Origin of the sequence: Streptomyces sp. S186 (genome assembly GCF_051603415.1) — a bacterium.
Lineage (GTDB): Bacteria > Actinomycetota > Actinomycetes > Streptomycetales > Streptomycetaceae > Streptomyces.
Genome location: NZ_CP193932.1, coordinates 1,736,171 through 1,757,688 on the forward strand (window position 1 = coordinate 1,736,171; position 21,518 = coordinate 1,757,688).

Here is a 21,518-nt window from a genome sequence, read left to right on the forward strand (position 1 = left end):
GGAGATAACGATGTCGGAAAGCGTCCCCGCACTTGTGCGGACGCTCACCGCACGCGGCGTACGGGTCTTCGCCGAGCACGGCCGGCTCCAGTGCCGCGGATCCCGGGACGTCCTGACACCCGCGCTGCTGGAGGAGGTGCGCGCACACAAGGACGGGATCATCGCGTACCTGGACGGCGAGGGCGGCCCGCACCCGCTCACCGCGGGCCAGCGCAGCCTCCTCCTGCACCAGCGCCTCACCCCGGACAGTCCCGCCTACAACCTCGCCTTCGCGGCCCACCACCACGGGCCCGTCGACGAGGAGGCGCTCGACGGCGCGCTGTGCACGGTGCTCGCCCGGCACGCGGTGCTGCGCACCACGTACACCTGGGGCGACGGCGAGCCGACCCAGCGCGCCGGCCGGGTGCCCGAGCGCGTCCTGGACGTGGAGACCGTCGGCGTGGGCATGGTCGACGGAGCCGTCGAGGCGTTCATGGACCGTCCGTTCGACCTGGAAGGCGACCTGCCGGTACGGGCGTTGCTCCTGCGCACCTCGCCGGAGGACCGGCGGCCGGTGCTGGTGCTCGTCGTCCACCACATCGCCTCGGACCTGTGGTCCATCGATGTGATCGTCGAGGAGTGGCTGGCGGCCTACCGGGCCCGCCTGTCCGGCCAGGAAGTCGAACTACAGCCCGTAGAGGGGCAGTTCGCATCCCAGGTGCACGCCGAGGCCGCCTGGCTGAACGGTGCCGGGGCGCAGCGGAACCTCGCCTTCTGGCGCGAGCGGCTGGGCGGCGGCGTGCCGGTGACCAACCTGCCGCTGGACCGGCCGCGCCCCGCGGCGCAGACCTTCCGCGGCGACCGCCTCTCGGCCGGGCTCGACCCGGCGCTGTCGAGGCGGTTGGAACGCCTCGCGCGGGACGCGGACGCCACGCCCAACATGCTCTTCCTGTCCGCCCTCCAGGTACTGCTGCGTACGTACGGCGGATCCGACGAGGTGATCGTGGGCACCCCGGCCGCCGGGCCGCGCACCCCGCACCACCAGGACACCGTCGGCTTCTTCGCCGACCCGGTCGTGGTCCGCGCCGACCTGGCCGGGGACCCCGCCTTCACGCACGTCCTGGACGCGACGCGCACCGAGGTGCTCCGCGCGCTCGACCACCCCTACCCGTTCCCGCTGCTCGTCGAGCGCCTCAACCCCGAACGGGACCCCAGCCGTTCGCCGTTCTTCCAGGTGATGTACGTCTGGCAGCAGACCCGCCGGTGGGGCCGGGACGCGCCGCTCGACGTCCTGCACGCCTCGGGGCAGCGGGGCGCCCCGTACGACCTGGTGCTCTCGGTGCACCAGGAGGACGGGCGGTATGTGTGCACCTGGACGTACAACACCGCGCTGTTCGAACGGAGCACCGTCGAGCGCCTCGCCCGGGGCCTGCAGACCCTGCTCGGCGCCCTCGCCGACCGCCCCGACGCTCCGGTCTCCGCGCTCCCGGTGCTCTCCGACGGTGAGCGGGAGACCCTGCTGCGGGACGCGCGCGGCCCGGTCGTGCCGCTCGGCGAGGAGTCGTGGCTCACCGAGTTCGACGCCCAGGTGCGGCGCACGCCCCGGGCGCCGGCGTTGGTGTGCGGCGAGGAGTCACTCTCCTACGAGCGGCTCGCCGAGCGCGTCGGCAGGCTCGCCGCCGCGCTGCGCGCACGGGGCGTACGGGAGGAGACCCGGGTGGGGCTGTGCGCCGAGCGCTCGGTCGACCTGGTCGTGGCAATGCTCGCGATCGCCCGGGCCGGCGGCGCCTACGTGCCCCTGGACCCGGCCTACCCCCCGGACCGCGTCGCGTACATGGTCGACGACGCCCGCGTCGCGCTGTGCGTCGCCGACGAGGCGGGGAGCCGCGCACTGCGGTCGTACGGCGGGACCGTCGTCGCGCTGGACGCCCTCGCCGCCGAGGCCGCGCAGTCGGCACCGGCGCCGCTGCCCGCGGCCTCGCCCGAGGCGCTGGCCTACGTCATCTACACCTCGGGGTCGACGGGACGCCCGAAGGGCGTGATGATCAGCCGGCGCAACGTCGCCAACCTCTTCGCCGGCCTGGACGAGGCGGTGGGCGGCGAACCGCCCGCCGGGGACGGGCAACCGGTCTGGCTCGCCGTGACGAGCGTGTGCTTCGACATCTCCGTCCTCGAACTCCTGTGGACCCTGTGCCGCGGCTACAAGGTCGTCGTCGAGAACGCGCGCTGGACCTCCCGCCCGGAGGCCACCGCCCCGCAGGCCGCCCGGAAGGCGGTGCGGCCGGTGGACTTCAGCCTCTTCTACTTCGCCGCCGAGACGGGCGAACGCCAGGGCAGCGCGCTGTACCGCCTGCTGATGGACGGAGCGCGCTTCGCGGACCGCAACGGCTTCCGTGCCGTATGGGTGCCGGAGCGGCACTTCCACGCGTTCGGTGGCGCCTACCCCAACCCCTCGGTCCTCGCGGGCGCCGTCGCCGCGGTGACCGACCGCGTCGAGATCCGCGCCGGGAGTGTCGTCCTGCCGCTCCAGGACCCGCTGCGGGTCGTCGAGGAGTGGGCCGCGGTGGACAACCTCTCGGACGGCCGCGTCGGGCTGTCCTTCGCCTCGGGGTGGCAGCCGGACGACTTCGTGCTGGCGCCCGAACGGTTCGCCGACCGCAAGGAGTCGATGTGGCGCGACATCGACACCGTCCGCCGGCTGTGGGAGGGCGAGGAGATCCTCCGCCGGAACGGTCTCGGCGACGAGGTCAAGGTCAGCCCGCTGCCCCGGCCCGTGCAGGCGGAACTGCAGGTGTGGGCGACGGCTGCGGGGAGCGAGGAGACCTTCCGCCGCGCGGGCGAGAACGGCGCGCACCTGCTGACCCACCTGCTGGGCCAGAACGTCCGCGAACTGGCCCGCAAGATCGGTGTCTACCGCGCGGCGCGCGCCGCTGCCGGGCACGACGAGGGGGTGGTGACGCTGATGCTCCACACCTTCGTCCACCCCGACATGGACGTGGTGCGCGAGGCCGTGCGCGAGCCGTTCAAGAACTACCTCCGCACCTCGATCGACCTGATGCGGGGACTGGCCCAGGCGCTGGGGCTCGACCCGGAGCTGCACCGCGAGGTGATCGTCGACCACGCCTTCGAGCGCTACTTCACCACCAGCGCGCTGTTCGGGACGCCGGAATCCTGCGCCGGGCTCGTCCGCGAGCTGTCCGAAGCCGGCGTGGACGAGATCGCCTGCCTCATCGACTTCGGCGTCGACGAGGCCCTGACCACCGAGGCGCTGGAGCACCTCGCCCACCTCAGGCGCGGCCTGGCCCAGGAGCCGACCGCGCCCGCGCACACTCCCGCCGAATCCCTCGTCCGGCACGGTGTGACACACCTGCAGTGCACGCCGGCTCTCGCGCGCTACCTGCTGCTGGAGCGGGAGCGCGGCACGGCGCCGGGCGGCCCGCTGCGCCGGCTCCTCGTCGGCGGGGACGCCACTCCCCCGGAGCTCGCCGCCCGGCTGCGAGAGGCCGGGGTGGCGGACGTCTTCAACATGTACGGGCCGACGGAGACCTGCGTCTGGTCGGCGGTCCAGCCCCTGGAGGCCGACGGCCACGGCCGGGTCACCTTCGGTGGTCCCCTCGCCAACACCGCGCTGTACGTGCTCGACGCGGCGCTCCGCCCCGTGCCGGCCGGCGTTCCGGGCGAGCTCCACATCGGCGGGACGGGCGTGGGGCGCGGCTACTGGAACCGCCCGGCCCTGACGGCCGAACGCTTCCGGCCCGACCCGTTCACCGACCGGGCGGGGGCCCGGATGTACGCCACCGGTGACATCGTCCGGCCGTTGGGCGGCGGCCGCTTCGAGTTCCTCGGCCGTGCCGACCACCAGGTCAAGGTCCGCGGCTTCCGGATCGAGTTCGGCGAGATCGAGGCCGTGCTCGGCGCCCACCCGGCGCTCGCGGGGTGCACGGTGGTCGCCCGCCCCGGTCACGACGGGGACGCCTCCCTCGTGGCGTTCGTCCGGCCGCACGAAGGCGCTCCGTACGACGAGGCGAGCGTGCGCGAGCGGGCGCGGGAAACGCTGCCGGAGTACATGATGCCCTCCCGAATCGTCGCGGTGGACAGCCTGCCGCTGACCCTGAACGGGAAGGTCGACCGCGGCCGGCTCACCGCCATGGCCTCCGACGTCGAAGGCGGCCGCCAGGTCGCGTACGTCGCGCCGCGCAACCGGATCGAGGACGCGCTGCAACGGATCTGGCAGGAGCTCCTGGACCGCGAGGGCGTCGGCATCCACGAGAACTTCTTCGAGATCGGCGGCCACTCACTGCTCGCGGCGAAGGCACACGCCCGCATCGCCGCCGCGGACCTCGGCCACGTCGAGCTCGTGGACCTCTTCACCTACCCGACCATCGCCCAACTCGCCACGCACCTCGGCGCCGACGCGGACGGCGGCGCCCGGCAGCTGAGCACAACCGTCGAGAGCCGGGCTGACCGGCAGAAGGCCGCCGTCCGGCGGCGGCAGCGCAGGAGGCAGGGCTCGTGAGCAACCAGCACATGACGGACGGCGTCCACGGCACGGACAACGCGCACGGCAGCGACGGCGGGGCGCACGAGGACGCCGAGAGCATCGCCGTCATCGGGATGGCCGGCCGCTTTCCCGGGGCACGGGACCCGGAGGAGTTCTGGCGCAACATCGCCCAGGGAGTCGAGTCCATCACCCGGCTCTCGGAGGACGACCTGCGGCGGGCCGGGGTGGACGAGGCGCAGCTGCGCGATCCGCACTACGTCCGGGCGGCCAGCGTCCTCGCGGACCTGGACCGCTTCGACGCCGGGTTCTTCGGGCTCACGCCGATGGAGGCGGCGATCCTCGACCCGCAGCACCGGCTGCTGCTGGAGTGCACCCAGGCCCTGTTCGACAACGCCGGCTACAACCCCGACACCCTCAAGGACCTCACCGGGGTCTACGTGGGCGTCGGCTTCCCCTCGTACCTGGTGCACAACCTCCTCAAGCGGCCCGACGTCCTCGAACAGGCCGGGATGCAGCGGGTGTTCTTCGCCACCGACAAGGGCTTCGCGCCGACCCGCATCGCGCACAAGTTCAACCTCACCGGCCCCGGCATCGGGGTGGACACGGCCTGCTCGACCTCGCTCGTCGCCGTCCACCAGGCGTGCCGGGCGCTACTGGCGTACGACTGCGACCTGACGGTCGCGGGAGGCGCCAGTGCGGTGCTTCCCAGCGGAGTCGGCTACCTCTACGAGGAGGGCGGCATCGCCTCGCCCGACGGGCACTGCCGCGCCTTCGACGCCGACGCCGGAGGGACGCTCTTCGGCAGCGGGGTCGGGCTCGTCCTGCTCAAGCGGCTCCGGGACGCGCTGGCCGACGGCGACCACATCCACGCGGTGATCCGGGGCTCGGCCGTCAACAACGACGGGTCCGCCAAGGCCGGCTTCACCGCGCCGAGCGTGACCGGGCAGGCCGCCGTCATCGCGGAGGCGCTGGCGTTCGCCGGGGCCGCGCCCGAGACCATCGGCTACGTCGAGGCGCACGGCACGGGCACGGTCATCGGGGATCCGATCGAGGTCGCGGGCCTGATCCGGGCCTACCGCGAGAAGACGGACCGGCGCGGGTTCTGCGCGCTCGGCTCGGTCAAGACCAACGTCGGGCATCTCGACGTGGCCGCCGGGGTGAGCGGGCTGATCAAGACCGTCCAGGCGCTGCGGCACGCGGAACTGCCTCCCAGCCTCAACTGGCGGCGGCCCAACCCCGCGATCGACTTCGAGGGCAGCCCCTTCTACGTGAACACCGAGCTGCGCCCCTGGCCCGCCGACGAGGGGCCACGGCGGGCCGGCGTCAGCTCCTTCGGCATCGGCGGCACCAATGCGCACGTCGTCCTCGAAGAGGCCCCGCCCCGCGAGGACACCGTGCAGGATCCCGGGCCGGTCCGCCCCGAGCAGCTGGTCGTCGTCTCCGCCCGCTCGCCGCAGGCGCTCGACCGCCTCGGCGCCGACCTGGCAACGGCCTTCCGCGCCGTGGAGGACAGTGCGCTGCCGGATCTGGCCTTCACCCTCAGCAGCGGACGCCGCGCCTACCCCCACCGCCGCGCTGTGGTCTGCCGCGACCGCACGGAGGCGATCGCCGCCCTCGAAGGGAAGGGGTCCGCCGCCGTCGTGTCGGGGGTGCACGACACCGATCCGCCCCGGGTCGCCTTCCTCTTCCCCGGGCAGGGCGCACAACGGCTGCGCATGTTCGCGGCGCTGTACGAGGGCGAGCCGGTCTTCCGCCGGGAGGTGGACCGCTGCGCCGAGCACGCCCGGGCGCAGCTCGGCATCGACCTGCGTGCGGTGATCTACCCGCCCGCGGGGGACGAGGAGCACCAGCGGGCGTTGCTGGACGAGACCTGGATCGCCCAACCCGCCCTCTTCACCGCGTCGTTGGCGCTGGCGCGGCTCTGGCAGGCATGGGGCGTGGCGCCCTCGGCGCTGCTGGGGCACAGCCTGGGCGAGTACGCCGCCGCGGCCGTGGCCGGCGTCTTCCGCACCGAGGACGCCCTCGACCTGGTCATCCACCGGGCGCGGGCCATGCACGAGATGCCCCCCGGCGCGATGCTCGCGGCGACCCTCGACGAGGACACGCTCACCCCGCTGCTCGGCGACTGCTCGCTGGCCGCCGTCAACGACCCGCAGCAGTGCGTCGCCTCGGGCCCCGAAGAGGCGATCGGAGAACTGGAGCGGGCCCTGACGCGACGGGGCGTGGAGCACCGGCGGCTGCGGACCTCGCACGCCTTCCACTCCTGGATGCTCGACGATGTCGCCCGGGCCTTCGAGGCACGCGTCGCGCAGGTGCCGCGCAGCACGCCGCGCATCCCGATGGTGTCCTGCCTGACCGGCCGGGTTCTCGGCCCCGACGAGGTGTGCGATCCGGGGTACTGGGCGCGCCAGATGCGCGGCACGGTGCGGTTCGCCGACTCCGTGCGCACCGCGGCCCAGGACCCGCAGCACCTGTTCCTCGAAGCCGGCCCCGGCCGCACCCTGACACCCATGGTGCGGCGTACGGGAGTCGACGCCGAGCGGATCGTGACCTCGGGCCGGAGCGGCAACGATCCGCGCACCGACGGGGAGGCGCTGCTGACCGCGCTCGGCGCGCTCCACTGCGCCGGGGTCCCCGTCGACTGGGACGGCTTCTGGGAAGGTCGGCGGCGCCGCCGCGTCCCGCTGCCGGGCTACCCGTTCGAGCGCAGCCGCCACTGGATCGACCCGGCCCCCGCCGCGTCCGCGGAGCAAGAGGGCACCGCGGCGGCCACCGGCGACGCGACGCCGTACGTGCCCGTGTGGCGGCCGGCGCCGCTGGACGACGCGGTGGTCCGCGAGGCGCTGCGGGAACGCGGCAGGTGGCTCGTGGTGGGGGACGCCGACGGGTTCGCGGAGGCCCTGCTGCGACGGCTGGCAGCGGCCGGGCAGGAGGCCGTCCCGGCATGCCGGGGGACGTCATTGGACCCACGGGACACGGGCTTTGTGCTCGACCCGGCGCGCGCCGCGGACATCGACGGACTGCTCACGACGCTGGAGGAGGAAGGCCGCTTCCCGGACGCCGTCGTCCTGGCCTGCGCCCGCGGCACGGGAGAGGACTTCGCGGCGGCCCAGCGGGACGGCCTGGAGACGGCCGCGGCCTGGGCCCAGGCACTGGTCGCGCACGCGGCCGGGCGGCCGGTGCGGCTGGCCGTCGTCTCGGACCGCCTGCACGCGGTGGTGCCCGGCGACGCCCCCGTCCCCGCCAAGGCCACGCTGGGCGGATACTGCCGCGCCGCGGCAGAGGACCACCCGGAGCTGGCGATCGGCTGCCTGGACCTCGACGCCCGTGCCGACGCCGCCGCCGAGGCGGCGGCCGGGGTCGTCGCGGAGACCGCCGCCGGCCTCACGGACCCCGTCGTCGCCTACCGCGCCGGGGTGCGGCACACCGAGGCGTACGAGGCCGCACCGGACGGGCCCGGGGACGGCGCCGTCCGCGAGCGGGGCAGCTATGCCGTCACCGGGGGCCTCGACGGGGCCTCGGCGGCACTGACCCGCCGGCTGGCGACGGCGCATCAGGCGCGGCTCACCCTCGTGGAGCCGGGTCCGGTGCCCGAGCGAGCGGACTGGCCCCACTGGTCCGACGCCACCACCGGGCCCGAGCACGCCCGTGCCGAGGCCGTGGCGGAAGCGGGCGCCGCCCCGGCACCCGTGCGCGACGACGTCGAGGCGCTGCGGGCGGTCGAGCGGGCCGCCGCGGCCTCGGCCCGGCCGGGGCCCGACCGGGAGCTCGTGGAGCCCACCCTCAACCGGCTCTGCGGCGGCCACGTGTACCGCACCCTGGTCGCGGCGGGCGTCGACCTCACCCCGGGGCGCACCTACCGGCGTGCGGAGATCGCCGCGCGGATGCGGCTGCTGCCCGCGTTCGACAAGTTCCTGGACTTCTTCCTGGACGTGCTCCAGGAGGACGGGATCATCCGGCGCGGCGGCGCCGCGGCGGACCCGGACCGGATCGAGGTCGTCGCCGGGCCCGAGGCCGCGGACTTCCTCGACACGCCGGACGCGCTGGCGCTGCTCCCCGAGCACGAGGACACCATCACCTTCCTCGACCACTGCGTGCGCCACTATCCGGCGGCCCTGAGCGGCGACGCCGACGCCGTCGGCGTGCTCTTCCCCGACGGCGACCCCAAGCCGCTGGAGACGGCGTTCCTGGGGCTGCTGGCGGCCAGCAACTACGGCGTCCACGCCGAGCTGCTGGGCCGGGCGCTCGCCCGGATCGCCGAACGCACCCCGGACCGGCCGCTGCGGATCCTGGAAGTCGGCGGCGGCAACGGGCAGTTGACCCGGCTGATCGCCCCGCACCTGCGCGGCCACGAGGTGCGGTACACCTTCACCGACCTGGGCAGCTCGTTCGTGCGGCGGGCCCGCCAGGCGGCCGCCGACCACGGATTCGCCGAGCTGCGCTGCCAGGTCTTCGACATCTCCCGGGATCCGGCCGCCCAGGGCCTGGACCCGTACGCGTTCGACGCGGTGATCGGCTTCGATGTCGTGCACGCCACGCCGCGGATCGGCGAGACCACCGCCAACCTGCGCGGACTGCTCGCGCCGGGCGGCCTGCTGTGCCTGGTCGAGGCCGTGGTGTCGCTGCGCTGGGTGGAGATGCTCTGGGGGCTCGCCGAGGGCTGGTGGCTCTTCGAGGACGAGGAGGTCAGGACGCGCTCGCCGCTGGTGTCCCTGGACACCTGGGACCGGGTCCTGGGCGAGCAGCCCTTCGCGGACGTGGTGTCCTTCCCGCGGGAGGAGGCCGCCCGGGCGGCCACGGACTACGGACTCGTCCTCGCTCAGCAGCCGGTGCACCTCGACACCCCGGAATACCGTGCCCACCTGGAGCGCCGCGCCACGGAGATCCTCGCCGCGCGCCGGGCGCACATCGACGCCGTCCGCGCGCTCGAAGAGCAGGGCGCCGAGGTGCTGGTGGTCCGCGCGGACCCGGCTTCACGCGAGCAGCTCGCCGCCGCCCTGGCGGCGGCCCGGGCCCGCTTCGGCACGGTGGACGGCATCCTCCACGCCGCCCGACCGGCCGGCGACGGAGCCGAGTCGGAGGCGGGTCCGGCGGAGCTGCGCTCCCAGGTGTCCGCACGGGCCCGTGCGGCCCTGGCCGTCGATGCCGCCGCGGCCGAGGCCGGCGTGCGCCGTCTCGCCCTGTTCTCGGGGCGTGCGGCGGTCACCGACGGGGCGGGTGGGCCGCGGTCCGCGGCCCTCGGCGCGTTCTTCGACGCCCTCGCCGCGACCCGGCGGGCGGACGGCCGCAGCTGCTCGGTCCACTCGGTCCATTGGGATGAGGACGGCGACGCGGACGTGGCGCTGGGCGCCCTCGGCCGCACCGGCATCGTCGTCGTCTCCCCCGAGGACCCGGCCGCGGCCCTGGCCGCCCGCACCGAACGTCGGCGCGGGCCGCAGGCGGGCGGCGGCGCACCGGTGGTCGCGGCCGACGACGTCGAGGCCGAACTGCTGGTCATCTTCCGGCAGCTCTTCGGCACCGACGGCATCGGCCCCGACGACGACTTCCAGCGCATGGGCGGCGACTCGCTGCTGGCCTCCCAGGCGATCGCCCGCATCCGGCGGCGGTTCGACGTCGACCTGCCGGTCAGCGTGCTGTTCGACGCGCCGACCGCCGCCGGGCTCGCCGCGAAGGTCCGCGAGGCGCACGGCGGGGGCCCGGCCGGCGGCGCGCCCGCCGACGTCCCCCTGCTGCATGTGCCGCGCGACGGCGCGCTGCCGCTGTCCTTCGGCCAGCAGGCGCTGTGGCTCGCCGAGCAGTTCCACGGGCCGAGCGCCACCTACAACATCCCCGGCGCGGTGCGCCTGGTGGGCCGGCTGCAGACCGAGGCGCTGCGCCGCGCCCTGCGCGAGGTGATCCAGCGGCACGAGGTGCTGCGGACGACCGTTCACGACGTGGACGGCGTCCCCGTCCAGCGGGTCCACGAGGACATCGCCGTCGACCTGCCGGTGCGCGAGGTGTCACAGGAACAGATCGACGACCTCGCGCAGGAACACGCGCGCAGCGTCTTCGACCTGGAACAGGGGCCGCTGATCCGGGTGGCGCTGCTGCGGATCGACGACGAGGACCACGTGCTCCTCGTCAACATCCACCACATCGTCTCCGACGGCTGGTCGCTGGGCGTCCTGGTCCATGAACTCGTCACGCTGTACGCGTCGTTCGTCCGCGACGAGCCGTCGCCCCTGCCGGTGCTCGACCACCAGTACGCCGACTTCGCCCAGTGGCAGCGGCGCTGGCTCGAAGGCGAGGTCTTCGAGACGCAGCTGGCGTACTGGCGGCGCAAGCTCGCGGGACTGCCGCCGCTGCTCCCGCTGCCGACGGACCGGCCGCGCCCGGACCGGCAGCGGATCCGCAACGCCGTCCACCGGTTCGTCGTCCCCGCGGATCTGGCCCGGCGTCTCGACGCGCTCGGCCGTGCCGAGGGGGCGACCCTGTTCATGGTGCTGCTGACGGCGTTCAAGGTGCTGCTCTCGCGGTACGCCGGCACCAGCGACATCGCCGTCGGCACGACGAACGCCAACCGCACCCGGGCGGTGTTCGAGCAGATGATCGGCATGTTCGTGAACAACCTGGTGCTGCGCACGGACCTCGCCGGGAATCCGGCCTTCCGCGAACTGCTGGCCCGGGTACGCACCACGGCGGTCGACGCCTACGCCCACCAGGACCTGCCGTTCCTCACGCTGGTGGACGAACTGCGCCAGGAACGCAGCCCCTCCCACACGCCACTGTTCCAGGTCCTGTTCCTGCTGCAGAAGCTGAACATCACCTTCGAACTCCCGGGAATTTCCGCGCACACGATCGAAGTCGACGCGCTGCACACGAAATTCGACCTGACCCTGTTCATGGAAGAAGGCGAAGAGGGAATCACCGGGACCTTCATCTACAACGCGGAACTCTTCGATGCGTCCACGGTCGAGGGCATGTCGGCGCATCTGGTACAGCTCCTGATGAGTGCGGTCGAGGCGCCGGACGCGCGCATCGGCGCGCTGCGGATGGAGACCGACGACGAGGCGAGGATGCGCAACATGACCGAAGCGAACTCCAGGACGTCCAAGCTCCGTTCCCTGCGCAGCGCGAAGCGGCGCTCGGTGGAGATCACCGATATCAATCCGGTGCGGACCGGCTTTCTGCCCGGGTTCCCGCAGACCCCGCTCGTGGTGGAGCCCGCCGGCGACGGAGCCGATCTGCCCGGCTGGCTGAGCACGAACAAGGAACTCGTCGAGTCGTCTCTGCACCGTCACGGAGCGATCCTCCTGAGGGGGTTCCACAAGGGGTCGGTGGAGAAATTCGAGGCGGCCGCGGGCGCCATCTGCCCCACCCTCTTCAGGGAGTACGGCGATCTGCCCAGGGAGGGCGAGTCAGCCCGGATCTACAAGTCGACGCCCTATCCCGCCGACCAGTCGATCCTCTTCCACAATGAGAGCTCCCACCTGCCCACCTGGCCCATGCGTCAGTTCTTCTCCTGCATCGTGGCGCCGCAGGAGGGCGGTGAGACGCCGATCGTCGACTGCCGCACGGTGTACAGCGCGCTCCGCCCCGAACTCGTCGAGCAGTTCGAGCGGAAGAAGCTCCGCTACGTCCGCAATTTCATCGAGTCCGTCGATGTGAGCTGGCAGCGCTTCTACGGCACCGACGACCCGGCGGAGGTCGAGCGCAAATGCGCCGAGGCCGGTATGGGATGCGCATGGGGTCCCGACGGCACCCTGAAAACCTGGCGGGTCGCCGATGCGGTGTTGCGCCACCCCCGGACCGGGGAGCCGGTCTTCTTCAACCAGCTCGCCCTGCACCACATTTCGTGCCTGGACCCCGAGACCCGCGCGTCGCTCGTCGAGCTGTACGGCGAGGCGGGAATGCCGCGCAATGTCTACTGGGGCGACGGCTCGGTGATCGAGGACGAAGTGGTGGACGAGGTGCGGGAGGTCATGGACCGCGCATCGCTCGCGTTCACCTGGCAGGAGGGCGACGTCCTCGTCATCGACAACATGCTCGTCGCGCATGCGCGCCGCCCGTTCACCGGGAAGCGAAAGATCGTGGTCGCGCTCGGCGACATGATGAGCGCCACGGAATTCGCCGCCGGAAAAAAAGCTGAGCACAGCAAGAGCTGAGCAGAGCTGGTACGCGCCCGACCGAATCAGCTGATGAGCAATGGAGAGTCGCTTTCGATGAACGACGCCGATCTCGCGGGCACGGCCACGGCCGGATTCCGCCTTTCCCCGCCGCAGCTTCACGCGTGGACCCACTCCGCCGAACGGTGGGCGCAGTGCCGCATAGAACTAGACGGCGCGATACCGCCCTCCGACGTCGCGCGCGCCGTCCGTACCGTCGTCGGGCGCCACGAATCGCTGCGCTCCCGCCTGGTGCCGGTGCCCGGCCTCGCGGCCCCGCTGCAACGGGTGGACGACGCAGGCGAGCCGGAGTGGATCGAGGACCTCCTCCCGGACGGCGACGCGGCCGGCGCGGCGGTCGGGCGGGCGGCCGAGGAGGACACCCGGCGCCCGGACGGCCGCGCGCTGCGCGCCCGTCTGCTGGTGGGCGCGGACCGGGCGGTGCTCGTCCTGACGGTCTCCGGTCTGTTCGCCGACCGCCGCTCCCTGTGCGTGCTCTTCACGGAACTGGCCGCCGAGCTCGGCGGCCGGCCGCAGGAGGACCAGAAGGACCGGGAGGACCTGGAAGAAGGGGAACACGGGGAAGACGGGGAACCGCTCCAGTACCTGGATGCGGCGGAATGGCTGCACGAGCAGGTCGCCGACGACGCGGCGCGCCGGCGGATGGACGACTGGCTCGGGCGGGAGCTGCCCGCCGCGCGCGAGGCCACGCTGCCCTTCGAGCCCGGCACGGACACCGGCCCCGGCGCGGTGCCGGTCCACCTCGGCGCGGACCGGGCCGCGGCGGTGCGGGAGGCCGCCGCCCGGCTCGGCTGCTCGCCCACGGCGGTGGTCCTCGGTGCCTGGCAGGTGCTGCTGTGGCGGCTCACCGGCGACGACCAGGTCGCCATGGCGCTCGTTCCCACCTCCCGCGGCCTGGACGAACTCCAGGGTGTGGTGGGGAACTTCGAGAGCGCGGTGCCGCGGCTCGCCTCGATGGACGCCGGGGCGCCCTTCGCCGAAACCGCCCGGGAGCTGGACGCGGCGCTGGCCGACGCCGAGGTGGACCAGTTCTCCTTCGACGGTACGCGGGCGGCCGGGCCGCTGCCGTACACCTGCGCCGGCACCGCACTGCCCGCCCCCGTACGGGCCCGGGACGCCCTGCTGACCCTGACGGACCTCAGCGTCGGACCGGTGGCGTCGGCCCTCCACCTCGATCTGGTTCACGGGACCGACGGCGCACTGCGGATGAGCCTCCACCACGACTCCCGTCGGGTCTCTCCTCGGCACGCCCGGCGCCTGGCCGAGCAGCTCGCCGCGCTCCTGCGCGCCGTCGCGGACGCCCCCGAGGCACCGCTCGGCGACCTCGGACTGGCCGGCGCCGAGGAGACCGCGCGGGTGCTCGCACACGGCGGCGGGGAGCGCGCGCCACGCCCGGCTCCCGAACTCGTGCACGCGCGCTTCGCACGGCACGCCGCCGCCCGGCCCGACGCGCCGGCCGTGGTCTGCGGCGGACACCGGCTGACCTACCGGGAGGCCGAGACGGCCGCGAACCGGCTGGCCCACGCGCTGCGGGCGCACGGGGTCGGTCCGGACGTGCCGGTGGGGCTCGTGATCGAGCGCTCCACCGACTACATCGTCGCCCTGCTCGCCGTCCTCAAGGCGGGTGGTGCGTTCGTCCCCCTGGACCCGGCGCTGCCCGCCGGGCGGCTGGCCGGGATGATCGAGGACGCCCGCCCGGCGGCCGTCGTCACCCACCGCGGCCTGCTCGCCCCCGGAGCGGCGGACGGCATCCCCGTCATCGACCTGGACGGCACCGACGACAGCGCGGAAACGGCCGGGTTCCCGGACACCCCACCCGAGGTACCCGTGCACCCGGAGAACCTCGCGTACCTCGTCTTCACCTCCGGATCGACCGGCCGCCCCAAGGGAGTCGGCGTACCACACCGCGCGATCCACAACTACACCGAGAGCGTCCTGGCCCGGCTCGACCTGCCCGGGACCGCCGTTCTGGGCACGCTGGCCACCACCGCCGCCGACCTCGGCCACACCGCGGTCTTCGGCGCCCTGGGCACCGGCCGGTCGCTTTTCCTCGCCGCACCGGACGAGGTACTGGCCCCGGACGCCCTCGTACGCCGCTTCCGCGAACAGCCCGTCGACCTGCTGAAGATCGTCCCCTCGCATCTCGCCGCGCTGCTGGACGCGCCGGACGCGGCCGAACTGCTGCCCACCACCTGCCTCGTGCTCGGCGGCGAAGAGCTCACCGCGCCGCTCGTCGAGCGAGTCCGCGCGCTCCGCCCGGGACTGCGGGTGGTCAACCACTACGGGCCCACCGAGGCCGCCGTCGGTGCGCTGACCGCCGCCGTCGCCGACGGCCGCGACGCCGGCGGGCCGGTCCCCGTAGGGCTGCCGCTGGCCAACTACCGCGTCTACGTGCTCGACGCGCGACTGCGCCCCGTCCTGGAGGGCGCGCCCGGCGAGCTGTACCTCGCGGGCCGGAGCCTCGCCCGCGGCTACGCCGGACAGCCGGGAGCGACGGCTGAGCGGTTCCTGCCCGATCCCTTCGCCGACGAGCCGGGCGCCGTGATGTACCGCACCGGCGACGTCGTGCGGCAGCGGCCGGACGGCTCGGTGGTGTTCCTGGGCCGTGCCGACCGGCAGGTGAAGATCCGTGGCCACCGGGTGGAGCTCGGCGAGATCGAGACGCTGCTGCGCCGCGCCGAGCGGGTGGCCGATGCCGCGGTCACGGTCCGCACCGACGGCGGCGACCCGTACCTGGCGGCGTACGTCGTCCCCCGGCGCGGCGCCCACCTGCGCATCGCCGAACTCACCGACCACCTGCGCGCCCACCTGCCGGAGTACATGGTCCCGGGCGCCGTCGTGACCCTGCCCGCCCTGCCGCTCACCCCGAACGGCAAGGTCGACCGCCGTGCGTTACCGGTGCCCGACCCCGACGCCTCACGCGCCGAGAGCTACGTCGCGCCGCGTACCGCGACCGAGGCTCTCCTCGCCGAGCTGTGGGGGGACATCCTGGGCTGCGAGAAGGTCGGCGTGCACGACGACTTCTTCCAGGTGCTGGGCGGCAACTCGCTGGGCGCCACCCGCGTCGTCGCCCGCGTACGGGCCGCCACCCACGTCGGGCTCCAGGTCAGCACGCTGTTCGAGGCCCCCACGGTGGCGCGGCTGGCGCAGCTGATCGATGCCGCCCGCACCGACGCCCCCGCCGGGGCGAACGCCGACGTCATCGCGCCCGTCGCGCGCACCGGGCCGCTGCCGCTGTCCTACGCGCAGCGCCGCCTCTGGGTGCTCTCCCAAGTGGACGGTGCCAACGCCGCGTACAACATCCCCGCCGCGCTGCGCCTGACGGGTGCGCTGGACGTCGCGGTGCTGGTCCGTGCGCTGCGCGAGGTCGTCCGCCGCCACGAGGCCCTGCGCACCAACGTGGTGAGCGTGGACGCCGTACCGATGCAGATCGTCCGGGAGCCCTTCGACCTGGACGTGCCGGTGGCGGACGTGGCCGCGGCGGACGTGCTGCCCCGGGCCCTGGCTTTCGCGGCTCGCACGTTCGACCTGGAGCGGGACGCGCTGTTCCGCGCCGAGGTGCTGCGCGTCGGCGACGAGGAACACGTCCTGCTGCTGTGTCTGCACCACATCGTCTCCGACGGATGGTCGACCGCCGTGCTCTGGCGGGAGGTCGTGACGCTGTACACGGACTTCCGCGCCGGCCGGCCGTCCCAGCTCCCCGAACTCCCCCTCCAGTACGCCGACTTCGCCTCCTGGCAGAACGCGTGGCTCGAAGGGGAGGAGATCCGCCCGCAGCTGGAGTACTGGACCGGCCAGCTGCGCGACCTTCCGGCCCTGCTGGAACTGCCGACCGACCGGCCGCGTCCCGCCGTCCAGCAGGTGGCGGGCGCCACCGAGCCGCTCACCCTCGACCGGGAGACCGCTGACGCGCTGCGCGCGCTCGCCGGCGAGCGGCAGTCGACGATGTTCATGGCGCTACTTGCCGCGTTCGACGTGCTGCTGGCGCGCTACACCGGGCAGCAGGACATCGCGGTCGGCACGCCCGTCGCCAACCGCACCCGCGCCGAGGTGCAGGACCTCATCGGCTGTTTCTTCAACGCCCTGGTCATCCGCACCGACCTGTCCGGCGACCCTTCCTTCGACGAACTCCTCGCCCGGGTGCGGGAGACGACCCTGGCCGCGCAGGCCCACCAGGACCTGCCCTTCGAGCGCCTGGTCGAGGCCCTCAACCCGCCCCGTGACCCCGGGCACACCCCGCTGTTCCAGACCCTGTTCGTCTACCAGACCGAACCCGGCGCGGGCCTGGACATGGACGGGCTGGGCATCGAGCCGCTGCCCCTGCCCGGCGCCGTCGCCAAGTACGACCTCACCCTCGACCTGCTCGACGGTCCCGACGGCATCACCGGGCGCATCGAATACCGCACCGACCTCTTCGACGCCGAGACCATCCGGCGGCTGGCCGGCCACTACACCGAGCTGCTGCGGGCGATCGTCCGCGACCCGGCGGCCAGGGTCGGCGAGCTCGGCTACCTGACGGAGGAGGAGCGGGAGCTGCTGCTGACGCGCTGGAACGAGGGCCATGTGCCCCGGCCCGGCGCCCCGCTCGTGGCCGACGCCTTCGAGGAGCGGGTCGAGAAGTGCCCCGACGCCACGGCGCTGGTCTGCGGCGACCGGGCCTTCACCTACCGCGAACTGGACGACGCGGCCAACCGGTTGGCGCACGGGCTGCGTGCGCGGGGCGTGGCCGAGGGCGCCCTCGTCGGCCTGTGGCTGGAGCGGTCGGCCGGGATGGTCGTCGCCATGCTCGCCGTCCTCAAGGCGGGTGCCGCGTACGTTCCGCTGGACCCGCACGCCCCCGCCGCCAGGGTCGGGTACATGATCGAGGACGCGCGGTTGCGCCATGTGATCGCGCCCGGTGCCCGCGCGGCGGAACTGCCCGACGGAGTCGAGCTCGTCGATCCCGGGACGGACGCAGCGGCGGTCGCGACGCCGGCCGGGGCTTCGGCCGGGGCGGCGCCGGAGCGCACCACCGCCCCGGAGCACCCCGCATACGTGATCTACACCTCGGGTTCCACCGGGCGCCCCAAGGGCGTCGTCGTCGCCCACCGCAATCTGGCCTCCTTCTTCGCCGCCATGGACGACCGGTTCGGCGACGGCACGCCGGGCACCTGGCTGGCGGTGACGCACTACACCTTCGACATCTCCGTCCTGGAGCTGCTGTGGACCCTCACCCGCGGCTTCAAGGTCGTGCTCGCTGGCGAGGACCTGGTGCTCAGCGGCGCCCGGAAGCCGGCCGCCACCCGGCCCGTCGACTTCAGCCTCTTCTACTTCGCCAGCGACGCCGGAGAGCGCGGCGGCGACAAATACCGGCTGCTGCTGGAGGGCGCCCGCTGGGCCGACGAGCACGGGTTCGCCGCCGTGTGGACGCCCGAGCGGCACTTCGGAACCTTCGGCGGGCTGTACCCCAACCCGACCGTGACCGCCGCGGCGCTGGCCGCCACCACCCGCCGCATCGGCATCCGCACCGGCAGCCTCGTCCTGCCGCTGCACCACCCCGTCCGGGTCGCCGAGGACTGGGCGATGATCGACAACCTCTCCGGCGGGCGGGTCGGGCTCTCCCTCGCCTCGGGCTGGCAGCCACACGACTTCGCGCTCGCGCCGGAGAAGTTCGCAGACCGCAGGGACATCATGTTCCGCGATCTCGACGTCGTCCGCAGGCTGTGGCGCGGCGAGGCGGTCCGTATGACCTCGGGCACCGGCCAGGACATCGAGGTGCGCACCCTGCCGCGCCCGGTACAGCCCGAACTGCCGGTGTGGATCACCGCGGCGGGCAACCCGGACACCTTCCGCCGGGCCGGTGCCGTCGGCGCCCACCTGCTCACCCACCTCCTCGGGCAGTCGGCCGAGGAACTCGCCGCGTCCGTCGAGGTCTACCGCACCGCCTGGCGGGAGGCCGGACACCCCGGCGAGGGCCACGTCACGCTGATGCTGCACACCTTCGTCGCAGACGCCGAGGACCACGTCCGGCGGACGGTGCGCGAACCGTTCAAGAACTACCTGCGCGAGTCGACCGAGCTGGTCCGGCCCGTCGCGCGCTCCCGCGGCCTGGAGCTGGAGGACTTCGACGAGCGTGACCTCGACTCGCTCCTGGACCACGCCTTCGACCGCTACTACGACACCAGCGGCCTCTTCGGCACCCCCGAGCAGTGCGCCGTCCTCGTCGACCGGCTGCGGGAGAGCGGGGTGGACGAGATCGCCTGCCTGATCGACTTCGGCGTCGGAACCGACGAGGTGCTGGCGAGCCTCGAACACCTCGACAGGCTGCGGCAGTTGGCCAATGCGACGGCGGAGGGAACGGGCCGGGAGGACCTCGCCGGGCTCATCGCCGCGCACGGCGTCACCCACCTCCAGTGCACCCCCTCGCTCGCGGCGCTGCTGACCACCGACGACGAGGCCCGCGCCGCGCTCCGCGGCCTCGCGTGGATGCTCGTCGGCGGCGAGGCCCTGCCGCCCGCGCTGGCCGGCACGCTGTCCACCGCCGTCGGAGGCCGGGTCCTGAACGTCTACGGCCCGACCGAGGCGACGATCTGGTCCACCAGCCACCCGGTGACCGGCCCCGGCCACGCGATCGGCCGTCCGCTGTCGAACACCCGGGCCTACGTCCTGGACGAGCGGCTGCGCCCCGTGCCGATCGGCGTCCCCGGTGAGCTGTGCCTCGCGGGGGACGGCGTGGCGAGCGGCTACCTGCACCGGCCCGAGCTGACCGCCGAACGGTTCGTCACCGACCCGTACGCACCGGACGGGCCGGACGGGCCCGGGCGCATGTACCGGACGGGCGACATCGTGCGCTACCGGCCCGACGGCACACTGGAGTTCATCGGCCGCCGCGACCACCAGGTGAAGGTGCACGGCTTCCGGGTGGAGCTGGGCGAGGTCGAAGCGGTGCTCGCCGACGCCCCGGGCGTGGCGGCGTGCGCGGTCGTCGCGGACGACGACGGGCACGGCGGCAGGCGCCTGGTGGCCCATGTCGTCCCGGAACGGGAGTTCGACGTCGCCCGAGTGCGCGACCACCTGACGGCGCGGCTGCCCCGCTACATGGTCCCCGCGCTGTTCGTCGAGCTCACCGCGATGCCGCTGCTGCCCAGCGGCAAGGTGGACCGTAAGGCCCTCCCCGCCCCTGGTACCGAGACCGCGCCCGCCGGCTCCTACGTGGCGCCGCGGACCCCGACCGAGCAGCGGCTCGCGGCGATCTGGGGCGAACTGCTGCGGCTGGACCGGGTCGGCACCGACGACAACTTCTTCGCCCTCGGCGGCGACTCGATCGTCGCGATCCAGATGGTCTCGCGCGCCAAGCAGGCCGGGATCTCCCTGTCCGCCCGCGACCTCTTCCGGCACCAGACGCTCGCCGGGCTCGCCGCGGTCGCCAAGGAGGCCGCCGGGCCGACCGCCGAGCAGGGGCTGGTCCTCGGCGAAGCGGGCCTGGCCCCCATCCAGCACTGGTTCTTCGAGCAGCGGCTCGCCGACGCGCACCACTACAACCAGGCCGTGCTCGTCGACATCACCGCCGGAGCGCTCGACCTCGACGTGCTGGCCCGGGCCCGCGACGCCGTCGTACGCCACCACGACGCCCTCCGCAACCGCTTCACCGACGGCCCGGACGGACGCCGCCAGCGGACGGGCCCGCCCGACGAGGACAGCGTCCCCGTCGAACGCCTCGACCTGGCCGGCCTGGAGCCGGCCGCCCGGGCCGGCGCCGTCGCGACCGTGCAGGACCGCGCCCAGCGCTCCCTCGACCTCACGGACGGGCCTCTGCTGCGCATGGTCTACCTCGACCACGGCGGGCAGCGGGCGGACCAGCTCTATACCGTCATCCACCACACGGCCGTGGACGGCGTCTCCTGGCGCATCCTCATGGAAGACCTCCAGCGCACCTACGAGGCCTTGCGCGCCGGCCGTGACGTCCACCTTCCGCCGAAGACCACCTCGTACAAGGAATGGATCAACCGGCTCACCGAGCACGCCGACGCCGAACCGACCCGGGCCGAACTGGACTACTGGGCAGGGCAGATGGCGCCCCCTGTCGTGCCGCTGCCCCGGGATCACGACGGCGACAACACCGAGGCGGGCGCCCGCACCGTCCTCGCGGAGCTGACCCGCGAGGAGACCACGACGCTGGTGCGGGACGTGCACGCCACCCACCGGGCCGACGTGCACGAGGTGCTGCTGAGCGCCCTGGCCACGGCCTGCGCCCCGTGGACCGGCCCCGGCGCCCTGCTCGTCGACATCGAGGGACACGGCCGCGAGGAGCTCTTCGACGACGTGGACATCTCGCGCACCGTCGGCTGGTTCACGGCGATGTACCCGCTGCGCCTCGACGTGCCGCCGACCGGCGGGGCTGAGGCCCTGCCCGCCGTGAAGGAACAGGTCAGGAACGTCCCCCGGCGCGGCATCGGCTACGGACTGCTGCGCTACCTCAGCTCCGACGGGGCGGTGCGCGCCCGCCTGGGCGACGGCCGGCAGGCCGAGATCGTCTTCAACTACCTGGGGCAGGCCGACGCCTCGCACGTGCCTGGGGCGCTCTTCACGCTCTCGGACGACCCGGTCGGCGCCTCGCACGGCCCGGCACAGCGCCGCAGGCACCTGCTGAACATCAACGCGATCGTCGCGGACGGGCGCCTGCGCGCCGAGTTCACCTACGGCGAAGCCGTGCACGACGCGCGGACGATCGAGGCCCTTGCGGCCCGGTTCACCGCCGCCGTCCGGCAGATCCTCGACGACTGCCGGGCGGGACAGATGCGGCTCGACCCGTCCGACTTCCCCGACGTCGACCTCACGCAACAGGAGCTGGCCGACCTCTTCGAGGAACTTGAGGGCTAGGAACCAAGGGACAC

The 21,518-nt window shown here is 73.7% G+C and carries 3 protein-coding genes; all 3 read left to right on the forward strand.

The genetic code is table 11. From position 1 onward, the window contains the following. Positions 1 to 10: 10 nt before the first annotated feature. The 3 genes from ACRAS8_RS07565 to ACRAS8_RS07575 are packed head-to-tail and all read left to right on the forward strand — an operon-like array spanning position 11 to position 21,504. Positions 11 to 4,495, forward strand: a complete 4,485-nt coding sequence (locus ACRAS8_RS07565) for a MupA/Atu3671 family FMN-dependent luciferase-like monooxygenase (RefSeq protein WP_438485062.1) — start codon at positions 11 to 13, stop codon at positions 4,493 to 4,495. Further along, positions 4,492 to 12,624 (forward strand): condensation domain-containing protein, encoded by an 8,133-nt coding sequence (locus tag ACRAS8_RS07570; protein ID WP_438485063.1) that lies wholly within the window; start codon positions 4,492 to 4,494, stop codon positions 12,622 to 12,624. The genes ACRAS8_RS07565 and ACRAS8_RS07570 overlap by 4 nt, the downstream gene beginning before the upstream one ends. Positions 12,625 to 12,681: 57 nt before the next feature. Next, a complete protein-coding gene (locus ACRAS8_RS07575; RefSeq protein WP_438485064.1) occupies positions 12,682 to 21,504 on the forward strand; it encodes an amino acid adenylation domain-containing protein in 8,823 nt (2,940 codons plus the stop codon). The last annotated feature ends 14 nt before the right edge of the window (positions 21,505 to 21,518 follow it).